This window comes from Kribbella solani, assembly GCF_014205295.1.
Taxonomy (GTDB): Bacteria; Actinomycetota; Actinomycetes; order Propionibacteriales; family Kribbellaceae; genus Kribbella; species Kribbella solani.
In genome coordinates this window covers 6988040-7012725 of record NZ_JACHNF010000001.1, presented here as the reverse complement: position 1 = coordinate 7012725, position 24686 = coordinate 6988040, and the positions used below count along the sequence as shown (strand labels likewise).

Below are 24686 nucleotides of genomic sequence, written 5' to 3'. Positions count from 1 at the left end.
GATGCACGAGAACATCACCGCCCTGCTGATCGAGCTGGGCGCGGTCATCCTTGCCCTCGGCGTCCTCGGCCGGATCGCCAGCCGGCTCGGCTTCTCCCCGATTCCGCTCTACCTGCTGGCCGGGCTCGCGTTCGGGCACGGCGGCCTGCTGCCGCTGGCGGCGAGTGAGGAGTTCGTTGCCACCGGCGCCGAGATCGGCGTCATCCTGCTGCTGTTGCTGCTCGGCCTCGAGTACACCGCGTCCGATCTGGTCGGCACGCTGAAGACACAATGGGTGTCCGGCGCCGTCGACTTCCTGCTGAACGCGCTGCCCGGCGCTGCCGTGGCGCTGCTGCTCGGCTGGGGTCCGGTCGCGGCGGTCGCACTGGCCGGCGTCACCTGGATCTCGTCGTCCGGCGTGATCGCGAAGGTCGTCGGCGACCTCGGCCGGCTGGGCAACCGCGAAACCCCTGTCGTGCTGGGCATCCTCGTTCTCGAGGACCTGTCGATGGCGGTCTACCTGCCGATCCTGACCGCGCTGCTGGCCGGCGTCGGCCTGGCCGGTGGAAGCATCACGCTGCTGATCTCACTCGGCACGGTGAGCGTGGTCCTGTTCGTGGCCTTGCGGTACGGGCGCGTGATCAGCCGCGCGGTGTCTTCGGACAATCCCGAGATGCTGCTGCTGGTCGTACTCGGCCTGACCCTGCTGGTCGCCGGGATCGCCCAGCAACTGCAGGTGTCGGCCGCGGTCGGCGCGTTCCTTGTCGGCATCGCGCTGTCCGGTGAGGTCGCGCACGGCGCGCGGAACCTGCTGAGCCCACTGCGGGACCTGTTCGCCGCGGTGTTCTTCGTGTTCTTCGGACTGAGCACCGATCCGCGGAAGATCCCGCCGGTGCTGGCGATCGCGTTCGCGCTCGCCGTACTGACCGCGTTGACGAAGATCGCGACCGGCTGGTTCGCCGCGCGCCGCGCGGGCATCTCGACCGCGGGACGCTGGCGGGCCGGCGGTACGTTGGTGGCCCGAGGTGAGTTCTCGATCGTGATCGCCGGCCTGGCCGTCGGCGTCGAGCCCCGACTCGGTCCGCTGGCCACGGCGTACGTACTGATCCTGGTCATCCTCGGCCCGATCGCTGCTCGCTACACCGAGCCGCTCGCCCGCCGGGTGTTCAAGCCGAAGCCAGTGCTGGCCGCGGCGGGCGCACCGGCCGCCGAACAGATCGACGACACCGCCGACACCCGCTCCTGATCAGCGGGCAGGCACAACCCCATCACTCAACAAGTACGGGTTGTGCCTGCTCGTGGTTCAGCAAGGCCCGCTTGCGCGGCAGCCCACCGCCGTACCCGGTCAGTTTCCCGTCGGCGCCGACCAGGCGGTGACAGGGCACGATGATGCTGATCGGGTTCTTTCCGTTGGCCAAACCAACGGCCCGGGCCGAGCGCCCGCCCAGACCAAGTGCGGTCGCCAGGCCGCCGTACGTGCTGGTTTCGCCGTACGGGATGGTCTGAAGCGCGGTCCAGATCTGCCGCTGGAACGGGGTGCCGCGCAAGTGCAGCGGTACGTCGAAGGTGGTCCGGCCGTGATGGAAGTACTCGTCCAGCTGCTCGGCCACCGCCGGCAGGATCGAGTCGTCACGATCGCCGAACGTCTCCTGCTCCGGGCGGTACAGCTGCTGATCCATGTACAACCCGGTCAGCTCGTCCGCGTCGGTCCCCACCAAGGTGAGCGGACCGAGCGGACTGTCGACGACGGCGTACGTCACCGGGTCGACTCCCACTGCGAACGGCTGATCCGGTAGAAGACGTGCCGGCGCAGGCGATGACCAACCTCGATCCTCGGGTGGTCGAAATCGCCGGCCTCGTCGCGCGTCATCCCGATCCGTTGCATCACCCGCTGCGACGGCAGGTTCGGGGTCGCGGTGAACGAGACGATCTCGTCCAGGCCGGCCGGGCCGAACCCGTACGCGAGCGCCGCCCGCGCCGCCTCACTCGCATAACCGTTGCCCCAAGCACCTTTCGCGAGGCGCCAGCCGATCTCGACCGCGGGCATGAAGGCCGCCTCGAAACTCGGCACCGACAGACCGGTGAAACCGATGAACTCGCCGGTCTCGCGGACCTCCAGCGCCCACAGTCCCCAGCCGCGCTCGTCGATCGCCGGGCGGTTCCGGTCGATCAGCGCGTCGCTCTGCTCGCGCGTCTGCGGAGCCGGGAAGTGCTCCATCACGGCCGGGTCGGCGTTCAGCGCGGCGTACGGCTCCCGATCCGACTCCTTCCAGTTCCGGAGCAGCAGCCGGTCGGTGGTCAGTTCGGTCATGCTCACTCCGTCGAGAGTCGGGGCACCTGGTACGTCGGATCGTCCGCGGCCGGGAGCTTGTTGATCGCGTGCTCACCGGTGGCCCACAAGTACTGCACCGCGTACGCACGCCAGGGCCGCCACGCGCGGGCGTGGTCGGTCAGTGGTTTCGGGGCCTCGGGCAAGCCTAGGTCACGGGCCGCGTACCGGATACCGAGATCGCTGGCCACGAAGGCGTCCGGGTCACCGAGGGATCGCATCGCGATCGACTCGACCGTCCACGGGCCGATGCCCGGCAGGGCGGCGAGCTGTTCGCGGACGTGATCCCAGTCCGCGCCGGCGCCCAGGTCGATCTCGCCCGCTGCCAACGTCGCGATCAGCGTCGTGAGGGTCGTACGCCGGGTCTTCGGGAACGCGAGCGTCTCCGGGTCGAGACCGGCCAGCGCCTGCATGGTCGGGAAGAGGTGGGTCAGGCCGCCGCCGACGTCTTCGATCGGCTCACCGTGCCGCAGGACGAGGCGATGCGCGTGCGTACGCGCCGCGGCCGTCGAGACTTGCTGGCCGAGCACCGCGCGGACGGCGAACTCCTCGCCGTCGACCGTGTGCGGCACGCGGCGGCCGGGGGCCTTCGCGATCAGCGGCGCGAGCACCGGGTCCGTGCTCAGCAGGTCGTCGACCGCGATCGGGTCGGCGTCCAGATCGAGCATCCGGCGGCAACGGCTGATCGCGATCGCGAGATCACGCTGATCGGTGAGCGACAACTGGCAGGCGATGTGGTCGGGCATCGGGCGGAGCGCGACCACGCCGTGGCCGTGCGGGAGGCGCAACGTACGCCGGTAGTGGCCGTCGCGCCATTCCTCCACGCCTGGTACGCCGGTCGCGATCAGGTGCCCGAACAGGTTGTCCGGCGTCAGCGGGGCGCGGAACGGGAGGCGGAGCGAGATCGTGCCGGGGGCGGTCGTGGTCGTGCCACGGCGGGCGCGGCGGCGCAGCTCGGTCGGCGCCAGAGCGAAGACTTCCTGGACGGTTTCGTTGAACGTACGCACGCTGGAGAAGCCGGCCGCGAACGCGACGTCGGCCATCTGGAGCTCGCTGGTCTCGATCAGCAACCGCGCCGTCTGGGCGCGCTGGGCGCGGGCGAGCGCGAGCGGACCGGCACCGAGCTCGGCCAGAAGCTGGCGCTGGACCTGACGCACCGAGTAGCCGAGCTGTGTCGCGAGGCCTGGTACGCCGTCGCGGTCGACCACGCCGTCCGCGATCAGGCGCATCGCCCGGGCGACCAGGTCGGCGCGGTCGTTCCACTCCGGCGATCCCGGGCTCGCGTCCGGGCGGCACCGCTTGCAGGCGCGGAACCCGGCCTGCTGCGCGGCCGCCGCGCTCGGGTAGAACCGCATGTTCTCGACCTTCGGCGGCACCACCGGGCAGCTCGGCCGGCAGTAGATCCGGGTCGTCAGCACCGCGGTGAAGAACCAGCCGTCAAACCGCGCGTCCTTCGACTGGACCGCGCGGACGCATCGTTCCCTGCACTCGTACACGCCCTCCAGCATCCCTGCCCACACCGACATTCACTAGCGGTTTTACGACATCGAGGTACGGCGGTCGATCAGCTCTTCGGTCGACGCCTGATACGCCTCGGCCGCCTCGGCGAAGTACCGGAACAGGATCTCCTGCTCGGCGCCGGAGTAGGCCCCGATCACCCCGCCGATCCGCCGGCGCGCACCCGCGACCGCCTGGCCCACGGTCTTCGGTGGCTCGCCCATCTCCACCACGACCTTGCGCCGGTCGGCCGGATCGAAGCCGCGCTTGACGTGCCCACGCTGCTCCAGGCGGTCGATCATCCGCGTGGTCGCCCCCGTACTCAAGCCGGTCCAGCGGGCCAGCTCACCCGATGTCCGCGGCCCGGTCAGGTCAAGCAGGTTCAGGACGAAGTAGTCGGTCGCGTTCAGCCCGGCCGCTTCCGCACTGGCCAGGCTGTGCAGGGCCATCGCGCTCAGGTACCGCCGGAAGACGGCATTGCGCTCCTGCTCGGTTGACATGGGTGGGCACCTCCGGGTTAGATATCTGCATCAGAGCAGATATTAGCTTAGTGAAGATACTGCAGGGAGGAAGTTATCATGCAGGTGGCAGCGGAGACCCGGGTGCTGGCCGTGCTCGATCGGTTGACCAAGGCCTGGGATCGGGGCGACGCGGAGGCGTACGGGCGGGAGTTCTGCGCGGACGCGAGCTACGTGACGTTCGTCGGCACCGTGTATCGCGGCCGGGACGACCTGGTGGCGGGGCATGCCGCGCTGTTCGGGAAGTTCCTGAAGGACACCCGGATGTTCAGCGAGCTGGTGGAACTGCACGTGCACGGCGAGCGGACGGCCGTCGTGGTCACCCGCGGCGAGGTCGGGAAGAAGCGGCCGGCGCGGCTGGCGAAGGTGCAGACGCTGACGCTGGTGCTGGAGGACGACGGCGAGTGGCGGGTCGCGTCGTTCCAGAACACCAAGCACCATCGGCTGATGGAAGCGGTGCAGTTCTGGATGCTGCCGGCCAGCGTGCCGCGCGGGTGATCCTGGCGGTTTTGCGTCGCCAGGATCCGGTGGCGGATTTTCGCCAGCTTCGCGGGTCGGTGGGCGGTGAGATTGAAACATGAACGAACTACTTGGCAAGAAGGTACTGGTTACCGGTGGCAGTCGTGGGATCGGGGCGGCGGCCGCGGTCGCGCTGGCGGAGCGTGGGGCGGATGTGGCGATCACCTACCACTCGTCGGCGGACTCGGCGGCCAAGGTGGTGCAGGAGATCGAGGCGCTCGGGCGGCGCGGGTTCGCGTACGCGGTGGATTCGGGTGACGCGATCGCGGTCGGCGACGGCGTACGCGAGGCCGCGGAAGCCCTTGGTGGATTGGACATTCTGGTCAACAACGCGGGTGTCGGGGCGATCGCGCCGATCACCGATCTGACCTTGGAGGACGTCGATCGGGTGCTGGCGGTGAACGTCCGTGGGGTGTACGCGGCCACTCAGGCCGCCGTACCGCTGCTGTCCGACGGCGGACGGCTGATCCACCTCGGCAGTTGCGCCGCCGGGCGGGTGACCAGCCCCGGCATGACGCTGTACGCGATGAGCAAGTCCGCACTCGTCGGCCTCAGCAAGGCGCTGGCCCGCGAACTCGGCGGCCGCAACATCACCTCGAACGTCATCCAGCCCGGCCCCACCGACACCGAAATGAACCCCGCCAACGGCCCGTACGCCGCACCTCAGCTGGCGGACCTCGCCATCCCCCGCTTCGCCATCCCCACCGAGGTAGCCGCCGCCATCACCTACCTGACCACCCCCGCCGCCGCCTACATCACCGGCACCGAACTGACAATCGCCGGCGGCCACACCGCCTGACCGGCATAACGACAGGTAGTGCACCCCCGAGACACCGTACGCAAACCCCCCGTCCCGCCCAGGTGCACTACCCCACCGCCCAACACCTCCTGTCCTCCCGCCGCAGATAGCGTGGGCAGATGAGGTTCTCAGTGACAGTCGGGGCGGTGGGGGAAGGGCGGGACCCCCGCGGGCTGGCGGAGCTTGCCCGGGTGGTGGAGGACTCCGGGTGGGATGCCCTGTTCCTCGAGGACTACCTCGTCTACCAGGGGGATGCGTCGCAACCGACCTACGACCCGTGGATCTGCTTGGCTGCGATAGCAACCGCGACTGAGCGGATCCGGATCGGGACTACCGTGACGCCGCTTCCGCGGCGGCATCCGTGGAAGGTGGCGGCGGAGTGTGTGGCGTTGGATCAGCTGTCGAACGGGCGGTTGATTCTTGGGGTGGGGATTGGGGATCCGGGCGATCCGTTCATGCCGGCTGTCGGGCAGCGGGTGCTGGCGGAGATGCTGGATGAAGGGCTGGAGTTGATCGATCGGCTGTGGACTGGACAACCGGTGAGTGCGGCGGGGAAGCATTACCGGCTGGATGGGGTGCGGCTGATGGCGCCGGCGGTGCAGCGGCCGCGGGTACCGATCTGGGTGGGAGGCAACTTCTTGGTGCCGGCGGTGCGTCGGCGGATTGTTCGGTGGGATGGGTCCTGTGCGTACAAGGGGACGACCGCCGCGCCGCGGCAGATCACCCCGCGGGACGTACGGGAGCTGCTTGCCGAAGCTCGGCCGGGGTTTGAGGTGAAGGTCAGCGGTGGCGATCCGGGTGCGTTCGCCGAGGCCGGTGCTGCCTGGTGGGGGCGGTGGATTCCGCCGCTGCGCGTCGAGGACACGCTCGCCCTCGTCCGGCAGGGTCCGCCGAAGATCTGAGCCGTTGACAGGTGCTTGCGGTTGGGAGAGACTGCCGGTGTTTTGAACGTTAAAACCGGTGGAGGCCGCGTGGCTACTTTGAAGCAGGTTGCTGCGCATGCCGAGGTTTCGGTGCAGACCGTATCAAACGCGCTGAATGCGCCGCATCGGTTGCGGGCGGACACGTTGGCTCGGGTCAACCGCTCCATCGAGCTGCTCAACTACCGGCCCAATCGTAACGCGCGGAGCCTGCGGACGAGCGCCGTCGAGCTGATCGGGTACTGCGTGCCGAACTGGCCGAACCGGACGCATCTGGTGATGGACCAGTTCCTGCACGCATTGTGCGCGGCGGCGGAGCGTACGGCGCGGCACATCCTCCTGTTCACCGCCGAACCCGGCGTCGACGGGATGCCTACGTACGACGACCTGCACGCGCGCCGGCTGGTCGACGGGTTCGTGCTTTCGCAGACCGAGACGCGCGACCCGCGGCACGGATGGCTGAAGAATCAGGAGATCCCCTTCGTCAGCTTCGGGCGGGTGTGGAAAGAGACCACGCAGCCGGGGCCGTGGGTCGACGTCGACGGCGCGGCCGGATCCGCGCTGGCGGTGCGGCATCTGTACGACACCGGTCGCCGCCGGATCGCCTTTGTCGGCTGGCCGAAATCGTCCGGGCTCGGCGAGGACCGGCTCGGCGGATGGCGTACCGAGTGCAAACGTCTCGGCCTGCCGACCACCTCCCTGGCCGTGCGGTGCCGCGAGGACAGTATCGAAGAAGGCGCCCGCGTCACCGGCGAGTTGCTCGACGCCGGGCGCGAGGTCGACGGGATCGTTGCCTTGAGCGACATTCTCGCGCTCGGCGCGCTCCGCGAGCTGACCCGGCGCGGCCTGCGACCTGGTCCGGATGTCGGCGTGACCGGTTTCGACGATTCGCCGCTCGCGGAGGTCGTCTCCCCCGGCCTGACCAGCTTCCGGCAACCGATGGACCTGATCGCGGAAGAACTGATCGCGATCCTGACCGGCGGCTCCGGTGGGGCCCCGGCCGAACGCCTGCTGCAGCCAGAACTGGTGATCAGGGGCAGCTCCGTCCCTGGATGAGTCCCCGGCGCTTGTCCCCCGGGCGCCGCGAGAAGGAGGAACCGCCATGACTCCCCATCCGACCAACCCAACCAGCCGAAGTAGTACGTCCCCGCCCAGGCGCGTACGCCGCACCGTGGGCGTCGCCCTGCTCGCCACCGCGACCATCCTGGCCGGCACCGCCTCAGCGTTGGCCGGCCCAACACCAACCACCGCGAACGGAACAACCCCCGGAACCGCCCCCACTCAAGCCGGTGCCGGCGGTGCATCCCGTGCGGCCGGGGCGGCTGAGTTGTCCGAGACCACCCGGCTCGCTGATCGGCGGTCGTTGGTGGTGGGCGACCGGGCGTACGCGATGGGCGACGAGTCCGGTCTGTACCCCGCCGCCGGCTGGCATGTCCGCGGCGAGATGGGTGGTTTCTGGACCCAGCCCATCAAACTCCTCGACGGCTTGTGGTTCGGCCTCGACGGGAACTGGCTCGGCAAGCAGGTCCCGGCCGCGAAGTACACCAGCGGTCACGGGTACAGCCGGATCGACTACTCCGGCGCCGTGAACGTCCGCCGCACCGACTTCGTGCCGGACGGCATCCGCGCCACCCTGGTCGGCCTGACGCTCAGCTCGGCCACCGCGAAGACCGTGAAACTCGACGTCGACGCCCACTCCGAGCTGATGCAGCCGTACCCGTGGGGCTGGACCACACCCAGCGCGGCGGACGCGAACCTGCCCGACACCGGCGCGTACGCCGACGGCGCGCTCCGCTTCCGCGAGCAGGGCACCCCGTCGTACCCGAACGCGACCGCCCACGACTTCGCCGCGTACGCCGGATCGTCCCTGCGTCCGACGAGCCACCAGCTCGGGCCGAACCATCGCGGCCCGCAGGACCCGGCGGTGATCTGCCCGGCGGACGGTACGACACCCGCGCGCTGTGACGACTCGCTGGTCGGCAAGGGCACCGGCGGCCGGCTCACGTACGAGGTGAAGCTCGCGCCTGGTCAGCAGCAGACCATCTGGTTCGCGGTGGCCGGCTCGGATCAGGGCACTCAGGCCGCGCAACGCGAGTACGGCAAGGCCCTGAGCAACCCGGACAAGTTGCTGCGGGCAAAGACTTCCGCGCGGAAGCAGATCGACGCACAGTCGGCGGTTGACCTGCCTGGTGACCGGCTGCTGCAGCAGAGCGTCGAGTGGAGCAAGCAGAACCTGGCCGATTCGGTCCAGGAGGCACGCGATCTGAAGATCCGAGATGTCAACGAGGGCAAGGATTACCCCGCGCCGGCCGGCACGGTCGATGCCGCGCGCTGGTTCGGCGCCGGCTTCCCGGACTACCCGTGGTTGTTCGCGACCGACGGCGAGTACACCGCCTTCGCGGCCGTCGCGGCCGGTCAGTTCGACACCGTGAAGGAGCACCTGCGCGCGCTCCGCGACATCAGCGACATCCTGAACAAGCGCAGTGGCAAGGTCGCCCATGAGGTGACGCCGACCGGCGACGTGTACTACGGCTCGAACCAGAGCCCCGGTAACACGGACGAGACGGTGAAGTTCCCGAGTACGGTCGCGCTGCTCTGGCGCTGGACCGGTGACAACAAGTTCCGCGACGAGATGTACGACTTCAGCGTCCGCAACCTCCAGTACGTGTATCGCGAACTGGACAAGGACGGCGACGGGTGGCCCGAGGGTCTTGCCAACGTCGAGCGTGCCGGGATGGGCGTGGAGAAGCTCGACAGCACCGTGTACCTGGCGCGCGGCCTGCGTGATCTTGCCGACCTGGCCGCGTCGAAGCGCGACTCGAAGGTGCAGCAGTGGGCGACTGCCCGGGCGACCGACCTGGAGTCCCGCTTCGAGGCGCAGTGGTGGGTGCCGAAGGCAATGGGTTACGCCGACTCGATCGACGACCCGGCCAACCCTGCGAACGACAACACCCCGATCTTCCAGCGGCACTGGATCGGTGTCACGCCGATGGAAGCGATGCTGACCAAGCCCGGACAGCCTGCCACGCCGCTGGCGTCACCCGAGCATGCGCAGACAGCACTCGACCAGCGCGAAACGCCTTGCTACACAGGTGAGTTCGGCCTGTTCCACACCGGCACCGGGCCGACCTCGGACCCGGCCGGCAACCCAGGTGCATCCTGTGACGGGGTCGTCTCGCAGGTGAAGAGCGAGCGGAGCATCTTCGGCCTGAACACCTCCATCATGGCTGTTGCCGAGGGCAATTTCGGTCGGCTCGGGAAGAAGCAGCAGCAGGTGTACACGACCGGCAACGCGCGGATTCAGCTCGACCCGTCGGTCTGGGAGACCCCCGGCGCGATGCCGGAGATCGCCCCGTCGCCGGACTCCCCCGCGAACATCGGCCGGCCGTTCTACGACCGTTCGATGGCACTGCAGGCGTGGGGCGCGTACGGCATCCTCTGGCCGGTCGTACACCAGCAGCTCGGCGTGGACCCGGATCTCGGCAACGGCCGGATCGCGGTCGTCCCGCAGTTGCCGGAAGGCCAGCAGCAGGTCGCCGGGAAGAACGTGCTGGTCGGTCGCGGCGCGGTCGACGTGACCGCGCGCCAGGCCGGCAAGGTACTGACCACCGACGTCACCGCGAAGGGCGTCGGGGCGGCACTGACGGTAGGCGCCGTCATCCCGTCCGGCGCGAAGGTCAAGGGCGTTTCGTTGAACGGACATCCAGTCGCGTACCAGGTGGTGACGACGAGCCGTGGTACGCAGGTGCAGGTACCGGCGCGCGGCGCGCACACCGTACTGGCGATCACCTTGAAGTGAGCTGACAGACGAAGGCGGGCCCCTCCAGGTATGAGTCGGAGGGGCCCGCACCAACTGAAGGGACAGTGACGTCTCCAGCTTCCCGATCCGGGTCCGTGGCGGCCGGCAGACCCCGTCACCGGTCTACCTCGGTGGGGATCCCCACCGCGAGGGCCCTCGGTTTCCGTTCGACCCGCCGCTTCGAGTAGAAGCCGCGTGCCGTCAGTTCTACGCTCGTCGCCGGGCCGGCACAACCCTTTCCTGAGAACAGATCCGGTCGTCCACAGCAATTGCCGAATCGTCCACAGAATCGGTCCCGGTTATGCACAACCCCTGTGCATAACTAGTGCGCACTAGCCCTTCGCGGGTTTCGGGGCGAGCGGCAGAAGGAGCCGATAGCCGGTGTAGACGCCGAGTGCGCTCACGATCAGTACCGACGGTATCGCGATGGCCAGCGGCGGGCGCTGGTACCCGGTGTTGCGCAGCAGGTCCGCGAGCCATTGCGCCACCAGCAGCAGCTCGGCGGCGACGGCTGGGACCAGGCTCACCGGCAGTAACAGTACGCCGCGCCAGAAGCCGAGGCGGAAGAACGTGATGCCCAGCAGCCACCCGGTCACTTCGTGGGCCAGGATCATCAGGAAGAACTCGGCGAAGATCAGCCCGCCCTGCGACGTGTTCGTGAAGAGGTGAGGGTTGGTCAGCTTGTCCGGCCAGCCCTGCCCCGCGTACAGGGCATGCTCGGCCTGGTACGCCAGCAGCCACAACAGCGCGGTAGCGGCCGCGGTCCCGGTCAGGTAGATGCCGGAGGCAACTGAATACATCCGCCGGGTGACGCCTTGCGCGATCAGCAGGGTGAAGAACGCCGGGGTGAGCGTGATCCCGATCGCCATCGAGAAGTACTTCGGGGACTGCGTGCCGTAGTCCCACACGCTGGCCTTGACGCCGCCGGTCAGGAGCGCGATCACGATCCCGACGCCGAGCAGCGCGACCAGCATCACCACCCAGTAGCCGACCAGCATCTGCCGCATGCCTTGGGTCATCGCGTTCACGACGTGCTTGAACCGCCGCAGATCGGTGACTCCGCGGGGCAGGGTCGCGCGGTCGCTGACCGTCGTGCCGCTCATGACCGGGCTCCCGTCGAGGCGGTGAGGTGGACGAACAGATCCTGCAGACCGACCGGGCCGATCTCCAGGCCGGCGGCCGCCGCGTCGGCGACCAGCGCCGGATGCAGATCGCCGAGAACGGTGGTGGACTTGGTCCCGCCGAGGCGCTCCTCGGCGAGCACGGTGAAGCCGGCGGTGAACTTGTCGACCGCCGCGGCCGGGCCGACGACCGACGCGCCACGCCCACGCAGCGCGTCCACCGGCGACTGGGTGACCAATCGGCCGCCGTCCAGGATGACCACCTCTTCGAGCATCGCGCTGACCTCGCTGACCAGGTGCGTGGAGAGCACGATCGTGCGCGGCACCTCGGCGTAGTCGGCGAGCAAGGCGTCGTAGAACAGGTTCCGGGACGGTACGTCCATGCCCAGGTAGCTCTCGTCGAAGATGGTCAGCGGCGCGCGGCTGGCGAGCCCGAGCACGACGCCGAGCGCGGACTTCTTGCCGCGGGACAGCTTCTGGATCTTCTGCTTCATCGGCAGCTCGAACCGGTCCAGCAGCTCACCGGCGAGGTCGGCGTCCCAGTACGGGCGCAGCGCGGCGGCGAGTTGCACGGCCTGCCGCACCTGCGCGCCGGCCGGGTTGTCGCCGGAGTCCCGGATCAGGCAGACCCGGCTGGTGACGACCGCGTTCTCGTACGGCTCCTGCGCCGCGCCGAGATCACCGCCTTCGATCAGGACGCGTCCTTCGTCCGGCCGCCGGAACCCGGCCAGCGCGGCGGCGAGCGTACTCTTCCCGGAGCCGTTCCGGCCGAGCAACCCGTGGATCTTCCCCGGCGCCAGCCGGAGATCGAGCCGGTCCAGCGCGGGCAGGCCGGCGAACCGGACCGAGACGTTCTCGGTTCGTACTGTCAGGGCGGACGTCATCACGCGTCTCCGTAACTGGCGAGGTGCCGGACGATGTCGGTGAGCGGGATGCCGATTGCTTTCGCCTCCCGGATCATCGGGTCGACGACGTCGGCGAAGAACGATTCCTTCCGGCCGGTACGCAGCAGGTCCCGCGCGTTCGGCGCGACGAACATGCCGATGCCGCGCTTCTTGTACAGCACCCCTTCGTCGACCAGCTGGCCGAAACCCTTGGCGGCGGTCGCCGGGTTGATCCGGCAGAAGGCGGCGTACTGATTGGTCGACATCACCTGTTCGTTCTCGGCGAGGACGCCGGTCACGATGTCGTTCTTGATCTGGTCGGCGATCTGCAGATAGATCGGGCTCCGGTCGTCGAACATCAGCACCCCCTGTCGCCGGCGTCGTTACTTGGTTCATTACTTGAGTAAAGAACCATAGCACCTCCCAGAGCGCGGGGCAGCGGACGGGCGCAGCGGGCGCAGCGGGCGCAGCGGGCGCAGCGGGTTGACATGGCTCGGGTCGGGCGGGTTGACATGGGGCGGGTCGGGGGGGTTGACATGGGGCGGGTCGCCGAGGTCAGCCGCCCGAGTGCTGGCTCTGCAGCGACTTCTTCAGCGCGGGCGCCACCGGGCCGACCCGGACCGCGAGCTGCGCCAGCCGGTCCTTGTGCCGCAGCCGCTGCTCCTTGCTGATCACGATCCGCAGGCCGGCGGTGGCCGCCAGCACGGCGATCGACGCGTCCCGGAGATCCACCCGGGAGACGACCCGGGACGGGCGCAGCGTGTCGTGCGCGGCATGCAGGAGCTGCCGGCGGATCAGCGGGTGCCGGACGGTGATCCGGCCGGCCGGGAAGATGCCCAGCACGCGACGTGGCTCGACCTTGATCAGCTGCGCCCGGGCGAGCTCGTCGCGGACCATCCGCACCGTCAGGTGGTTCCGGCGGTCGATCCAGTGCCGCCAGCGCCGCGGCCCCACCGCGCGGAGTTCTTCCAGCACTGCCGCCTGCACTGGGTCGATCGGGGCTGCCGCCGTGGTCACCCGGGCGCGGCCGTTGTCGTCAGCAACATTTCCGTTGAGCTGCAGGTCGACCAGCACCGCGGCTCGCAGCAGCTTGCCCAGCTTGGCCTGCCCGCGCAGCTTTCCCTTGACCGGATCCCAGGACAGCAGGAACAACCTGGCCGCGATCCCGTCCGGCACCGTCGCGTTGCCTAGGGCAACAGTCTTCCGCTGCCGGCCGGGTCGCCGAGCCGAACCCGACCGACTTGACCGCCCTGATCGCCGCAACGGCGTCACCACCGGCTTGCTCATCCGGCCCTCCTCGCGCGACCGGAGGCACTTGGCCCTGATCGGCCGGAGCGCTTCACCACCGTCTTATTCATCGCTCTCCTCGTTGGGCGGGCGGCCCGGGCCGCGGAGTTTGCCTACTCCGGCGGGCAGCCGGCCGGCGTCGGCCAGGGCCCGGCGGAGCAGGTACTCGATCTGTGCGTTGGTGCTGCGCAGGTCGTCGTTCGCCCAGCGGGCCAGCGCGTCGTGCACAGCCGGATCCAGCCGGAGCAGGATCTTCTTCCGTTCGACGGCCACGGCCCGCGGCTCACTGGTAGAGCGAGCCGGTATTGACCACCGGCTGAGCATCCCGGTCGCCGCACAGCACCACCATCAGGTTGCTGACCATCGTCGCCTTCCGCTCCTCGTCCAGGTCGACCACCCGGTGCTCCGACAGCCGCTCCAGCGCGAGCTCGACCATCCCGACCGCGCCTTCGACGATCTGCTGCCGGGCCGCGACGATCGCGCCGGCCTGCTGGCGGCGCAGCATCGCCTGGGCGATCTCGGGCGAGTACGCGAGGTGGGTGATCCGTGACTCGATCACCCGCACCCCGGCCGCATGCACCCGGGCGCCGATCTCGGCGGACAGTTTCTCGGTGATCTCGTGCGTACTGTCCCGCAGCGACAGCACGTCCTGCTCGGAGTGCACGTCGTACGGGTAACTGTTGGCGATGTGCCGGACCGCGGTCTCGGTCTGGATCGCCACGAACTCGACGAAATCGTCCACCTCGAACGTCGCCTGCGCGGTGTCCTCGACCTGCCAGACCACCACCGCGGCGATCTCGATCGGGTTGCCGTCGGCATCGTTGACCTTGGCAACGGACGTCTCGTGGTTGCGAATCCGGGTCGAGACCTCACGCCGGGTGGAGATCGGGTTCACCCAGCGCAGGCCGTTGGTCCGGATCGTCCCCGAGTACCGCCCGAGAACCTGCAGGACCCGCGCCCGGCCGGGTGACACCGCCGTCAGACCCTTCAGCACGATCAGCGCGAGCACGATCGCGCCGATTCCGGCGATCACCAGCGTGCCGTCCTGATTCCGGAAAACGAGCAGGAACACCCCCGCTGCCGCCAGCACGAGCCCGAGCAGAAACATCAGCCACCCATTGGCCTCGCCACCCGCCCGCTCAACCACCTTCGCCGCAGGCATCCGCACATCTACCATCACAAGCTCCTCTCGATACCTCCAAGCTACCAAACTGATATCACATTTGCAAAATCCTCCAGCCCAACCCCGCCCGCCGGCCCGACACGCCGCCGCGTACGGCCTCGACTGGCCGCATGCCTCCTCGCCCACGCGACTCCCTCGCAGCCGCCGTCATTTGAGACGTGAACCCCTCAACCGGTCCCTTCACACCCCGCATACAGGGGGCAAACCGGCAACCCCCGACGTTCACCCCTCAAATGCACTCGGCCGGGGCGGCGGTGGGGGCGGTGGTGGGGTGGGTTAGGGGAGGCGGGTGGAGAGGGTTGTCAGGTGGGATTGCCAGTGGGGGGCCTGGGAGTTGGGGAGGGGGTCTATCGGGGAGGCGTTCCAGGCGTGGATGGGGCGGATGCCGTGGAGGGCGTTGAGGAGCCAGGCTTCGGTGGTTGCCTGGAGTTCGGTGGGGGTGATGGGGTGTTCAGCGATCTCCACGCCTTGGGTGGTGGCTATTTTGCGGAGCAGGTGGGCGGTGACGGACGGAAGGAAGGGCCGATCGGACGGCGGGAAGCAGAGCGTGTCGTCCTCCCACCAAGCGATCGCCGAGTACGCCGCCTCAAGAACCGTTCCGTCCGTGTCCAGCAGGAGGATTTCGTCGGCGCGGTCGGGGGCGGCCGCCTTGAGTTTGCCGAGGAGTTCCAGGTCGGGCCCTTTCACCCTGGGTGCGGTTCTCGGGTCCGGTCCGTCGTGTACGGCGACGCGGACCGCACCGCCGATCGGAGGCGCCGGCCGCAACTGCACCGCGAACTCCCCCGCCGAGCTCAGTTCGAACCGCGGGAACCACCGCCCGAACCCAGGCAGCCGGGCGATCTGCTCATCCCAGAACCGTTCCGCCCGGACCCGTTCCACCGCGATCCCCGCCGCCGCGCACGAACCCACGAACCGGTCCCGATGCAGTTCCAGCCCCCGAACCTTCCCACCCGCGACCAGAAACGAATCCGCCACCAGCAAGTCAGTCATCATTTCCCTCCCACCGCAGCTGTTGCTTTGAGCAACATTTCTTCGTACTCGGCGTCCGGCTCGGAGTCCAGGACTATCGCTCCCCCGGCGCCGATCACGGTCGCGTCCGGGGTCAGTACCGCGGTCCGGATCACGACGCTGAGATCCGCCCGGCCGTCCACGGCCAGATAGCCGAGCGCCCCCGAGTACACGCCCCGCGCGCTCGACTCCAGCTCGTCGATGATCCGCATCGTGCGGATCTTCGGCGCGCCCGTCATCGACCCGGGCGGGAAGCACGCGCGAACCGCGCCGATCGTTGTGACGTCAGCGCGCAATCGCCCGCGTACCGTCGTCACCAGCTGATGTACGGTCCGATAGCTCTCGACCTGCATCAGTTGCGGGACCTGCACGGTCCCGGGTTCGCTCACCCGGCCGAGGTCGTTGCGGATCAGGTCGACGATCATCAGGTTCTCGGCGCGGGTCTTGTCGTCCTCGGCGAGCGACTTCGCGGCCAGCTGGTCCTGGTCCGGGTCGAGGTCGCGCGGCGCGGTGCCCTTGATCGGACGGCATTCGGCCCAGCGATCCGCGTCGACGGTGAGGAAGCGTTCCGGCGACGAGCTGGCGACCGCGAGGTCACCGGATCTGAGGAAGGCCGCGTACGGCGCCGGGTTCGCGGATCGCTGCCAGCAGAAGAACTCGAACGGATCGGGTACGGCGGGCAGGCGGACGCGGTTCGTCAGGTTCACCTCGTACGTCTCGCCGGCCGCGAGTTCCGCCAGGCAACGTTCGATCCCGGCCAGGTACGTCGGCCGGTCCTGCTCGAGATGCGCTTCCAGATCCAGCCGGGCAATCGCCGGTACGTCGACGCCAGGCATCCACCAGTCCGCGGCGGACCGCTCGGCCCGATCCAGCCAGTCCTCACCTGCGCCGGTTAGGTCGAGTGCGACCAGGTACGTCACGTCGCGGTCGTGGTCGATGACGACGAAACGGTTGGCCCAGATCCACAGTGCGTCCGGCGTGGTCGCCTGGTGCGCGGCAGTTCCGCCGGTGAGCGCCTTCAGCTCGTACCCGAAGTAGCCGACGTAGCCACCACAGAACAACCCGTCCAGCTCAGGCGGCGGCTCCCCCGTCCGCTCAGCGAGCAGCTTGTCCAGTTCCTCGAACACGTCCCCGTCGGCCGCATCCCGAACCAGCACCTCCGCCCCGGCACCCAGCGTCGTACCAAGAACAGAAACCCGCCGCGGCAACCGGTCCGTCAAGCTGCCGTCGAGCCAGTACGCCACCGGCTCGCCGGCCAGCAGCTCGCGGTAGACCGTTTCACCGTCCAGCGCCCGGTCGAGCGTCCGGACGGACCAGCGCAGCGCACTCACAGGCACACCGTACCTACCGAATGCCCGGGTGAGCCTGAGTGCTCAGGAGCCGGTCAGCGCGACCTTGGTACGCATGGCGGTGATCCGCCGGATCGGGATCGCCACTTCGAGGCCGTCCTTGGTCTCGGCACGGTCCGCGAGCCAGGCGACCGCGGCGTCGCGGCGGACGTCCGGCGTACCCGGCAGGTACAGCGCGTTGACCAACCGGAGGGCATCGTCGCGGGTGCGGATCAGGTACACGTACCGCTCGCGCTGGCTCTCCATCACGTCGAAGCCGGCGTGCTTCAGCTGGTCCTTCAGCTCGGTGATCTCCCCACCCGCCGGGAACTGCGGCGTCGACCGGAGCCGCGTGGTCAGCCCGCTGAGCGTACGGATGTCACCGCGCCGGAGCGGCCGTACCGCCGGGACGATCGCGGCCAGTACGCCACCACGCCGCAGCACCCGCGCCGCCTCGTGCAGTACGTCCGGAAGTGGTTGCAGCACCATCAGGCCCATCGAACAGGTGACGACGTCGAAGACCTCGTTCGCGAACGGCAGGTGCACCGCGTCGGCCTGCACGCGTGGGTTCGGCGCGCCGGCCAGCTGGGTCGCGTTGTTGTCCACGCCGACCACCCAGCGCCCGTACAGCTCGCGCGCCACCGGGCCGTTGCCGCAGGCGAGGTCCAGCACCCGGCGGGCCTCACCGGAGACGGCCCGGACCAGCCAGCGGTACGGCGTGTGGTCGCCGGCCACCGCCCGCGACAGCAAAGCCTCGGTACAACCCGGAGCCGCGGAGTGGAACTCCCGCAGGTACTCCGGCCAATCGATCGCATCATTCTCAGACATAGCGGCCCGACCGTACCTGCTGACGACCCGGCGTCGCCCGCCGGGTGCGCAGCGTTAACCCAGAGTTGACTTTGTCAGACGCGGCTGACGAAAATGTGGCCGGCCGTTTCGTCGCTGATCACGCCGCCGGCTTCGCGGCTGCCGACCAGGACGCCCTCCGCGTCGAGGGTCGAGTCGACCTCGCGACCGGGCAGCGCGCCGGCCTTACGGAGCACCGCCATCGCGCCGTCGTCGGTCTGTACGGGCTCGGCGATCCGGCGGACCAGCACCCGGACGCTCTCGCCGGTGGCCTGGTCGAGCACCTGGTCGAGCGGCTCGACCCCGATCCGGAACTCCTCGATCCCGCTGGCTGCGCTGGTGACCTGCAGCTCCTCCAGGCCCGGAATCGGGTTCCCGTACGGCGATTCGGTCGGGTTGCCGAGCAACTGCAGCAGCCGCAGCTCGACCGCGTCGCTCATCACGTGCTCCCAGCGGCACGCCTCGGCGTGCACGTCCTCCCACTCGAGCCCGATCACGTCGACCAGCAGCCGCTCGGCCAGCCGGTGCTTGCGCATCACCCGGACCGCCTGCTTCCGCCCGACGTCGGTGAGCTCCAGGTGGCGGTCGCCCTCCACCTTGATCAGACCGTCCCGCTCCATCCGCGCGACCGTCTGGCTGACCGTCGGACCGGACTGGTGCAGCCGCTCGGCGATCCGCGCCCGCAACGGCAGGATGCCCTCTTCTTCCAGCTCGTAGACGGTCCGCAGGTACATCTCGGTGGTATCGATCAGCTCGCTCACGACAACCATTCTCACCTATGCAGGCAAGCCTTACCCAATTCCCTGGGGTACAGGCGGAGGATGAGCGCGATGACGGCAATGATGTGGTTCCGGCGCGACCTTCGGCTGGCGGACAATCCCGCGCTCCTGGACGCGGTCGCGGCGGGCGACGGGCGGGTGCTCGGCCTGTTCGTGCTGGATCCGTTGCTCTGGGAGCGATCGGGCGATCCGCGGCGCGAACAGTTGCTGGCGTCGCTGCACGCGCTGTCGGCGTCGATGGGTGGGCGGCTGGTGGTGCGACGGGGTGATCCGGCTGAGGTCGTGCCCGCGGTGGCGGGTGCGGTGCGGGCGTCGAGCGTGCATGTCAGCGCTGACTACGCGCCGTACGGGCAGGAGCGCGATCTGGCGGTGGAAGGCGCCCTGGGGTGCCCGTTGGTGCGGACGGGGTCGGCGTACGCGGTCGCGCCGGGGCGGGTGCTCAATCAGCAGGGGCGGTCGTATCAGGTGTTCACGCCGTACTTTCGGGCGTGGTTGGAGCACGGGTGGCGCAAACCGGTGGACGCGCCGGAAGACGTGCGCTGGATCGAGGCGCCGGGCGAGGAACTACCCGGTGTGAAGAAGGCGGGGGACGCGAGCGCGGGTGACGCTGGCACGGGGGACGCGGGTGCGGTGGAGGCGGGTGAGGCCGCGGCTGGTGAGCGTTGGCGTGGTTGGCTGGCGGGAGTCTCGGCGTACGCCGACGAGCGGGATCGGCCTGATCTGGACAGTACGTCGCGGATGTCCGTCCCGTTGAAGTACGGCGAGATCCACCCGCGCACGATGCTCGCGGACCTGGCTCGCCGGCACAGCGCCGGCGCTGAGGCGTACCGGCGGGAGCTGGCCTGGCGCGAGTTCTGCGCCGACCTGCTCGCCAGGTACCCGCGCGCCGCCTGGGAACCGTTGCGCCCCGAGTTCGCCCGCATGCAGTACGACGAACCGCGCGGGCAGGGCGGCCCGTTGGAGGCCTGGCGCACCGGCCGCACCGGCTTTCCGATCGTGGATGCCGGCATGCGGCAGCTGGCCGCGACCGGCTTCCTGCACAACCGCGTCCGGATGGTCGTCGCGTCCTTCCTGGTCAAGGACCTGCACATCCACTGGAAGTACGGCGCCCGCTGGTTCATGCGGTCCTTGCGCGACGGCGATCTGGCCTCGAACGCGCTGAACTGGCAATGGGTGGCCGGCTGTGGCGCGGACGCGGCGCCGTACTTCCGCATCTTCAATCCGGTCACCCAGGGCCTGAAGTTCGACCCGAGCGGCGCGTACGTCCGGCGCTGGGTTCCCGAGTTGCGGCAACTGGACGGCAAGGCGGCGCACGAGCCGTGGAAGCACGGCGGCGCGGCCGGGTACCCGGATCAGCTGGTCGACCACGGCGAGGCCCGGCGCGAGGCGCTCCGCCGGTACGAAGCGATCCGCTGACCTCCGCCGACTCTTGACGCGTACTCGAGTCGTACCCCTATAGTGCTAGTCAACTAGATGAATGGGGTAATGGATGATCGAGTTCCATCTGGACGGGCGCTCGGGGGTGTCGCCGTACCAGCAGATCGTTCAGCAGGTCCGGAACGCGTTGCGGCTCGGACTGCTGCGCGAGGGTGATCAGTTGCCGACCGTGAAAGACGTGGTGGCGGCGCTGGCGATCAACCCGAACACCGTGCTCAAGGCATACCGCGAGCTCGAGCACGAAGGCCTGGTGCAGGCCCGGCCGGGGCGCGGCACGTTCGTCACCCGGACCCTCACCGACAACACGCTCGCCGCGCACGGCCCGCTCCGGCAGGACCTGCGCCGCTGGCTCGCCAAGGCCCGCAAGGCGGGGCTGGACGACGAGAGCATCGAGGCGTTGTTCCTGACCACCTTTCGGTCCGCCGCTCAGGAGGACATAGCGTGACGGCTGTCTTGCAAGCCCACGGTCTGGGCAAGAAGTACGGGCAGCGCTGGGCGCTGACCGATTGTGACCTGGAGGTTCCGGCCGGACATGTGGTCGGGCTGGTCGGGCCGAACGGCGCCGGCAAGAGCACCCTGCTGAACCTGGCGGTCGGCATGCTGACGCCGTCCGCCGGCGCGGTCGAGGTGCTCGGCGCGCCGGCCGGTACCCAGCAGGCGAAAGTCGGCTACGTCGCGCAGGACACCCCGACGTACGCCCGGCTGAGCGTCGCCGACCATCTGCGGCTCGGCGCGCGGCTGAACCCGGCGTGGGACGAATCCCTTGCCCAGAACCGGATCGAGCACCTCAAGCTGGACCCGAAGCAACGGGCCGGCCGGTTGTCCGGCGGTCAGCGCGCGCAGCTCGCGCTCACCCTCGGCCTGGCCAAGCGGCCCGAGCTGCTGATCCTCGACGAGCCGGTCGCCGCGCTGGACCCGCTGGCCCGGCGCGAGTTCCTGCAGGACCTGATGGAGGCGGTCGCCGAGCAGGAGCTCAGCGTCGTACTGTCCTCGCACCTGGTCTCCGATGTGGAACGCGCCTGCGACTTCCTCATCGTGCTCGTGGATTCCCGCGTACAGGTCAGCGGCGAGATCGACACCCTGCTGGCGACGCACTACCGGCTGACCGGTCCGCGCCGCGACCAGAAGGACCTGCCGCGCGATCAGCACGTGGTGACCGCGAGCCACACCGATCGCCAGTCCACGTACCTGATCCGGACCGATCAGCCGATTCTCGATCCGGCCTGGACGGTCACCCAACTCACGCTCGAGGACCTGGTACTCGCGTACATGGGCCGCGATGTTCAGCCGGAGCGCCCGGTACTGGAGGTGCAGCGATGATCTGGCTGACGTGGCGGCAGTTCCGCGTGCAGTTCCTGGTGATCGCGGGGGTGGTGCTGGCGGCCGGGATCTTCTTCGCGGCGACCGGCCCGGGACTACTCGACGACTATCGCCGGCTGACCGACGGCTTCATCAAGAACCTTGCGTTCGAACGGCTCGACCCGTTGCTCTACCGGGTCGGTCAGGTGATGTTGTACGCGATCCCGTCGGTGATCGGCGCGTTCTGGGGAGCGCCGTTGATCGCCCGCGAACTGGAGGCCGGTACGCATCGGCTGGCGTGGAGTCAGAGCATCTCGCGCTTCCGCTGGCTGGCCACGAAGGTCGGCGTGACCGGGCTGACCGCGGTCGGGATCACCGGTCTGCTCAGCTTCGCGGTCACCTGGTGGTCGGACCCGATCGACGACGCGCTCCAGGCAGGGCAGGACTCGAACACGTATCTGCCGCGAATGTTCCCGCCCACCTTCTCGGCCCGCGGTCTGGTCCCGGTCGGGTACGCGGCGTTCGCGTTCGCGCTCGGCGTCGCGGTCGGCCTGGTCGTCCGCCGGACCCTGGTCGCGCTGGCGATCACGCTCGCGGCGGTGATCCTGATCCAGATCGTCACGCCGACGTTCATCCGTCCGCACCTGCTGGCGCCGACCGACAAGTACGTGGCGGCGACCGCCGACAGCATGCGTGGGTTCCAGCTGAGTGGGCCGGACACGGCTCCACAGGTCAAGTCGATGGAGGTCGCGGTCGACTCAGTCGGCGCGTGGAAGCTCTACGACAAGACGGTCGACAAGTCGGGCACCGTACAGAACTCCCTGCCCGACTGGGCGATCAAGTGCGCGCCGATGGCGCCGCCGAATCCGTCCGGCGCGGAGAAGCCGACCTCCCGCGCCGACATGACCGCGTGCTATCAGCGCCTGGCGGACGAGGGCTACCGGCAGCACGTCAAGTACTTCACCGCGGACACCTTCTGGGCACTGCAGTGGCGCGAGTTCGGCCTGTTCTTCGTACTCGCGTTGCTGCTGACCGGCTTCAGCTTCTGGCGAATCCGGCGCGACCTTTCCTGACCCGGCGGACCAACAGGGCCGCGGCGAGCACCGCCGCGGCCACCACGGCGGAGGTCCAGGGCAGGGTGACCGCGAGGACGACGCACCCGGTCAGGCCGAGCACGTTGACGGCCCGCGGCCAGCGGCGCTGCTCGGCCGGCTGAGTGAAGGCGGACGCGTTCGCGATCGCGTAGTACAACAGGACTCCGAACGAGGAGAAGCCGATCACGCCGCGCAGATCGGTGCTGAGGACCAGTACGCCGACGACCCCGGCGAGCGCGAGCTCGGCGTGGTGCGGCACCTGGTAGCGGGGATGTACGGCGGCCAGCCAGCTGGGCAGGTCCCGGTTCCGGGCCATCGCCAGGGTCGTACGGCCGACGCCGGCGATCAACGCGAGCAGGGCACCGAGGCTGGCGAGGGCGGCGCCGACCCGTACGGCCGGTACTGCCCAGGCCGCACCGGCCCCGTCGACCGCGGCCGCGAGGGGCGCAACGGTCGACGCGGGGTCGCCGTGCCGGAGCAGGGCGACCGCGACCAGCAGATAGATGCCGATAGCAACAGTCAGCGCGATGGTGACGGCGCGGGGGATGGTCCGCGCGGGGTCGCGGACTTCTTCACCCATGGTCGCGATCCGGGCGTACCCGGCGAACGCAAAGAAGAGCAGTCCGGCGGACTGCAGGACGCCGTACGCGGAGGTTGCCGTCGATACGTGCTGCTGTTGCGAGTCGGTGGTGAAGAGCAGGACCAGTACAAGTGCGAGTACCGCGAGGGTGCAGGTGACGAGAATTCTGGTCAGTCGCGCGGTTCTGGTCACGCCGCGATAGTTGACTGCCGCGAGTGCTACGACCGCCACCAGGGCGAGTACGCGTTGCAGCCAGCCGATCGAGGTCACGTACGTCGCGAAGGTGAGCGCCATCGCCGCGCAGGATGCGGTCTTGCCGATGACGAAACACCATCCGGCGGCGAAACCCCACCACTCCCCCAGCCGCTCCCGCCCGTACACATAGGTGCCGCCTGAGACCGGGTAGACGGCTGCCAGCTGCGCGGACGACGCCGCGTTGCAGTACGCGACGACGGCCGCGATCACCAGCCCGGCGAGCAGGCCGCTGCCGGCTGCGCGGGCGGCCGGCGACCAGACGGCGAACACACCGGCGCCGACCATCGACCCCAGCCCGATCAGCACCGCGTCGCCCACCCCGAGACGCCGCGCCAAACCAGGCTGGTCGCCCGCGGTAGCCATCAGCACCGTCCGGGCTGGTCGGGCATCAGACTGCTTTCAGTACGCCCAGCAGACGGGTGACTTCGGCGGCGACCGCGTCGCGGGCCGGGCCGAGGTACTTGCGGGTGTCGACCAGCTTCGGGTTCTCCGCCAGGACCTCGCGGACCACGCCGGTGAAGACGTTGTTCAGGTGCGTCGCGATGTTGACCTTCGTCATCCCGGCCTCGACCGCGCGGGTCAGATCCGGATCGGCAACACCGGACGAACCGTGCAGCACCAACGGAACCGGGACCGCCTGACGGAGCTGAGCGATCAGCTCGAAGTCGAGTGTCGCGGTCCGCTCGGTCATCGCGTGCGACGAGCCGACCGCGACGGCCAGCGCGTCGACCCCGGTCGCCTCGGCGAACGCGAGCGCCTCGTCCGGCCGGGTCCGGGCGCCGGGCGCGTGCACGCCGTCCTTACCGCCGACCTCCCCGATCTCGGCCTCGACGAACACGCCGTGGTCGTGGCAGTACTTCGTCACCTCGGTCGTACTCGCCACGTTGTCCGCGTACTCGAGCTTCGACGCGTCGTACATCACCGACGTGAACCCGAGCGTGACCGCCTCGGTGACCAGGTCCCGGTCCATCGCGTGGTCGAGGTGGACGACGACCGGCACCGTCGCGGCCGCGGCCGCGGCCAGCGTCGCGACACCGATCGGCTTGAGCGCGCCGTGGTACTTGACCGCGTTCTCACTGATCTGCAGGATCACCGGCGCGCCGGCCTGCTCGGCGCCCGCGATCAGCGCGGTCGCGTGCTCCAGCTGGATCACGTTGAACGCACCGACGCCCCGCCCGGCCTTGGCGGCAGCCAAAACCACCTCGGCTCCGGAAACCAACGGCAT

The 24686-nt window shown here is 69.3% G+C and carries 26 protein-coding genes; 10 read left to right on the top strand and 16 right to left on the bottom strand.

Annotation, left to right across the window (positions count from 1 at the left end; all coding sequences use genetic code 11):
* Position 1 precedes the first annotated feature (1 nt).
* On the top strand, positions 2-1225 hold the full coding sequence (locus HDA44_RS32485; protein WP_184841018.1) for a cation:proton antiporter: 1224 nt from the start codon (positions 2-4) through the stop codon (positions 1223-1225).
* Between the two features lie 22 nt (positions 1226-1247).
* On the opposite strand, the gene HDA44_RS32480 is transcribed toward HDA44_RS32485, so the two are convergent.
* The 4 genes from HDA44_RS32480 to HDA44_RS32465 are packed head-to-tail and all read right to left on the bottom strand — an operon-like array spanning position 1248 to position 4305.
* The gene (locus tag HDA44_RS32480) at positions 1248-1739 is read right to left on the bottom strand and encodes a methylated-DNA--[protein]-cysteine S-methyltransferase (RefSeq protein ID WP_319038996.1); all 492 of its coding nucleotides are present in this window, start codon (positions 1737-1739) and stop codon (positions 1248-1250) included.
* Positions 1736-2290 carry a GNAT family N-acetyltransferase gene (locus HDA44_RS32475; RefSeq protein WP_184841016.1) on the bottom strand — a complete coding sequence of 185 codons (555 nt, stop codon included), beginning with the start codon at positions 2288-2290 and terminating at the stop codon, positions 1736-1738. Before HDA44_RS32475 ends, HDA44_RS32480 begins: the two co-directional genes overlap by 4 nt.
* 2 nt (positions 2291-2292) lie before the next feature.
* The gene (locus tag HDA44_RS32470) at positions 2293-3834 is read right to left on the bottom strand and encodes an AlkA N-terminal domain-containing protein (RefSeq protein ID WP_238352600.1); all 1542 of its coding nucleotides are present in this window, start codon (positions 3832-3834) and stop codon (positions 2293-2295) included.
* 12 nt (positions 3835-3846) lie between these two features.
* Positions 3847-4305, bottom strand: coding sequence for a MarR family winged helix-turn-helix transcriptional regulator (locus HDA44_RS32465; protein WP_184841014.1), 459 nt, complete (start codon positions 4303-4305; stop codon positions 3847-3849).
* Between the two features lie 78 nt (positions 4306-4383).
* Between HDA44_RS32465 and HDA44_RS32460 the strand changes: the two genes are divergently transcribed.
* The 5 genes from HDA44_RS32460 to HDA44_RS32440 all read left to right on the top strand — a co-directional run bounded on the left by HDA44_RS32460 (position 4384) and on the right by HDA44_RS32440 (position 10360).
* On the top strand, positions 4384-4821 hold the full coding sequence (locus HDA44_RS32460) for an SgcJ/EcaC family oxidoreductase (protein WP_184841012.1): 438 nt from the start codon (positions 4384-4386) through the stop codon (positions 4819-4821).
* A 79-nt stretch (positions 4822-4900) separates the two neighbouring features.
* Positions 4901-5641 carry an SDR family oxidoreductase gene (locus HDA44_RS32455; protein WP_184841010.1) on the top strand — a complete coding sequence of 247 codons (741 nt, stop codon included), beginning with the start codon at positions 4901-4903 and terminating at the stop codon, positions 5639-5641.
* Positions 5642-5760: 119 nt separating this feature from the next.
* Positions 5761-6543: an LLM class flavin-dependent oxidoreductase gene (locus HDA44_RS32450; RefSeq protein ID WP_184841008.1), complete on the top strand. Its 783-nt coding sequence runs from the start codon at positions 5761-5763 to the stop codon at positions 6541-6543.
* Positions 6544-6612: 69 nt separating this feature from the next.
* The gene (locus HDA44_RS32445) at positions 6613-7617 is read left to right on the top strand and encodes a substrate-binding domain-containing protein (RefSeq protein WP_184841006.1); all 1005 of its coding nucleotides are present in this window, start codon (positions 6613-6615) and stop codon (positions 7615-7617) included.
* A gap of 46 nt (positions 7618-7663) precedes the next feature.
* On the top strand, positions 7664-10360 hold the full coding sequence (locus tag HDA44_RS32440; RefSeq protein ID WP_238352599.1) for a glucosidase family protein: 2697 nt from the start codon (positions 7664-7666) through the stop codon (positions 10358-10360).
* Between the two features lie 332 nt (positions 10361-10692).
* On the opposite strand, the gene HDA44_RS32435 is transcribed toward HDA44_RS32440, so the two are convergent.
* The 10 genes from HDA44_RS32435 to HDA44_RS32390 form a co-directional block, all read right to left on the bottom strand.
* The gene (locus HDA44_RS32435; protein ID WP_184841004.1) at positions 10693-11463 is read right to left on the bottom strand and encodes a hypothetical protein; all 771 of its coding nucleotides are present in this window, start codon (positions 11461-11463) and stop codon (positions 10693-10695) included.
* Positions 11460-12365 (bottom strand): ATP-binding cassette domain-containing protein, encoded by a 906-nt coding sequence (locus HDA44_RS32430; protein WP_184841002.1) that lies wholly within the window; start codon positions 12363-12365, stop codon positions 11460-11462. The genes HDA44_RS32435 and HDA44_RS32430 overlap by 4 nt, the downstream gene beginning before the upstream one ends.
* Complete coding sequence (locus HDA44_RS32425) at positions 12365-12724, bottom strand: GntR family transcriptional regulator (protein WP_184841000.1); 360 nt, start codon at positions 12722-12724, stop codon at positions 12365-12367. The genes HDA44_RS32430 and HDA44_RS32425 overlap by 1 nt, the downstream gene beginning before the upstream one ends.
* A 196-nt stretch (positions 12725-12920) precedes the next feature.
* Positions 12921-13652: a GOLPH3/VPS74 family protein gene (locus HDA44_RS32420; RefSeq protein ID WP_184840998.1), complete on the bottom strand. Its 732-nt coding sequence runs from the start codon at positions 13650-13652 to the stop codon at positions 12921-12923.
* Between the two features lie 63 nt (positions 13653-13715).
* Positions 13716-13925 (bottom strand): type II toxin-antitoxin system antitoxin, encoded by a 210-nt coding sequence (locus tag HDA44_RS32415; RefSeq protein ID WP_238353604.1) that lies wholly within the window; start codon positions 13923-13925, stop codon positions 13716-13718.
* Positions 13926-13935: 10 nt separating this feature from the next.
* On the bottom strand, positions 13936-14829 hold the full coding sequence (locus HDA44_RS32410; RefSeq protein ID WP_184840994.1) for an SPFH domain-containing protein: 894 nt from the start codon (positions 14827-14829) through the stop codon (positions 13936-13938).
* 282 nt (positions 14830-15111) lie between these two features.
* Positions 15112-15825, bottom strand: a complete 714-nt coding sequence (locus HDA44_RS32405) for an aminotransferase class IV (protein WP_184840992.1) — start codon at positions 15823-15825, stop codon at positions 15112-15114.
* Complete coding sequence (pabB, locus tag HDA44_RS32400; RefSeq protein ID WP_184840990.1) at positions 15825-17174, bottom strand: aminodeoxychorismate synthase component I; 1350 nt, start codon at positions 17172-17174, stop codon at positions 15825-15827. Before pabB ends, HDA44_RS32405 begins: the two co-directional genes overlap by 1 nt.
* Positions 17175-17216: 42 nt before the next feature.
* On the bottom strand, positions 17217-17999 hold the full coding sequence (locus HDA44_RS32395; RefSeq protein ID WP_184840988.1) for a class I SAM-dependent methyltransferase: 783 nt from the start codon (positions 17997-17999) through the stop codon (positions 17217-17219).
* Between the two features lie 74 nt (positions 18000-18073).
* The gene (locus HDA44_RS32390) at positions 18074-18787 is read right to left on the bottom strand and encodes an iron-dependent transcriptional repressor DtxR (protein ID WP_184844639.1); all 714 of its coding nucleotides are present in this window, start codon (positions 18785-18787) and stop codon (positions 18074-18076) included.
* A gap of 60 nt (positions 18788-18847) precedes the next feature.
* On the opposite strand from HDA44_RS32390, the gene HDA44_RS32385 reads away from it, so the two are divergent.
* From HDA44_RS32385 to HDA44_RS32370, 4 genes are all read left to right on the top strand, one after another.
* Entirely contained in the window at positions 18848-20212 is a 1365-nt protein-coding gene (locus tag HDA44_RS32385; RefSeq protein WP_184840986.1) for a cryptochrome/photolyase family protein, read from the top strand.
* A gap of 73 nt (positions 20213-20285) precedes the next feature.
* Positions 20286-20678 (top strand): GntR family transcriptional regulator, encoded by a 393-nt coding sequence (locus HDA44_RS32380; protein WP_165549724.1) that lies wholly within the window; start codon positions 20286-20288, stop codon positions 20676-20678.
* Positions 20675-21553, top strand: a complete 879-nt coding sequence (locus tag HDA44_RS32375; protein WP_184840985.1) for an ATP-binding cassette domain-containing protein — start codon at positions 20675-20677, stop codon at positions 21551-21553. The genes HDA44_RS32380 and HDA44_RS32375 overlap by 4 nt, the downstream gene beginning before the upstream one ends.
* Positions 21550-22605, top strand: coding sequence for an ABC-2 transporter permease (locus HDA44_RS32370; protein WP_184840983.1), 1056 nt, complete (start codon positions 21550-21552; stop codon positions 22603-22605). The genes HDA44_RS32375 and HDA44_RS32370 overlap by 4 nt, the downstream gene beginning before the upstream one ends.
* Here the strand turns inward: HDA44_RS32370 and HDA44_RS32365 are convergent.
* Together HDA44_RS32365 and HDA44_RS32360 are read right to left on the bottom strand one after the other, a co-directional pair.
* A complete protein-coding gene (locus HDA44_RS32365; RefSeq protein ID WP_184840981.1) occupies positions 22571-23824 on the bottom strand; it encodes an APC family permease in 1254 nt (417 codons plus the stop codon). The two genes, HDA44_RS32370 and HDA44_RS32365, sit on opposite strands and share 35 nt — an antisense overlap.
* A 25-nt stretch (positions 23825-23849) precedes the next feature.
* Positions 23850-24686 carry a class II fructose-bisphosphate aldolase gene (locus HDA44_RS32360; RefSeq protein ID WP_184840979.1) on the bottom strand — a complete coding sequence of 279 codons (837 nt, stop codon included), beginning with the start codon at positions 24684-24686 and terminating at the stop codon, positions 23850-23852.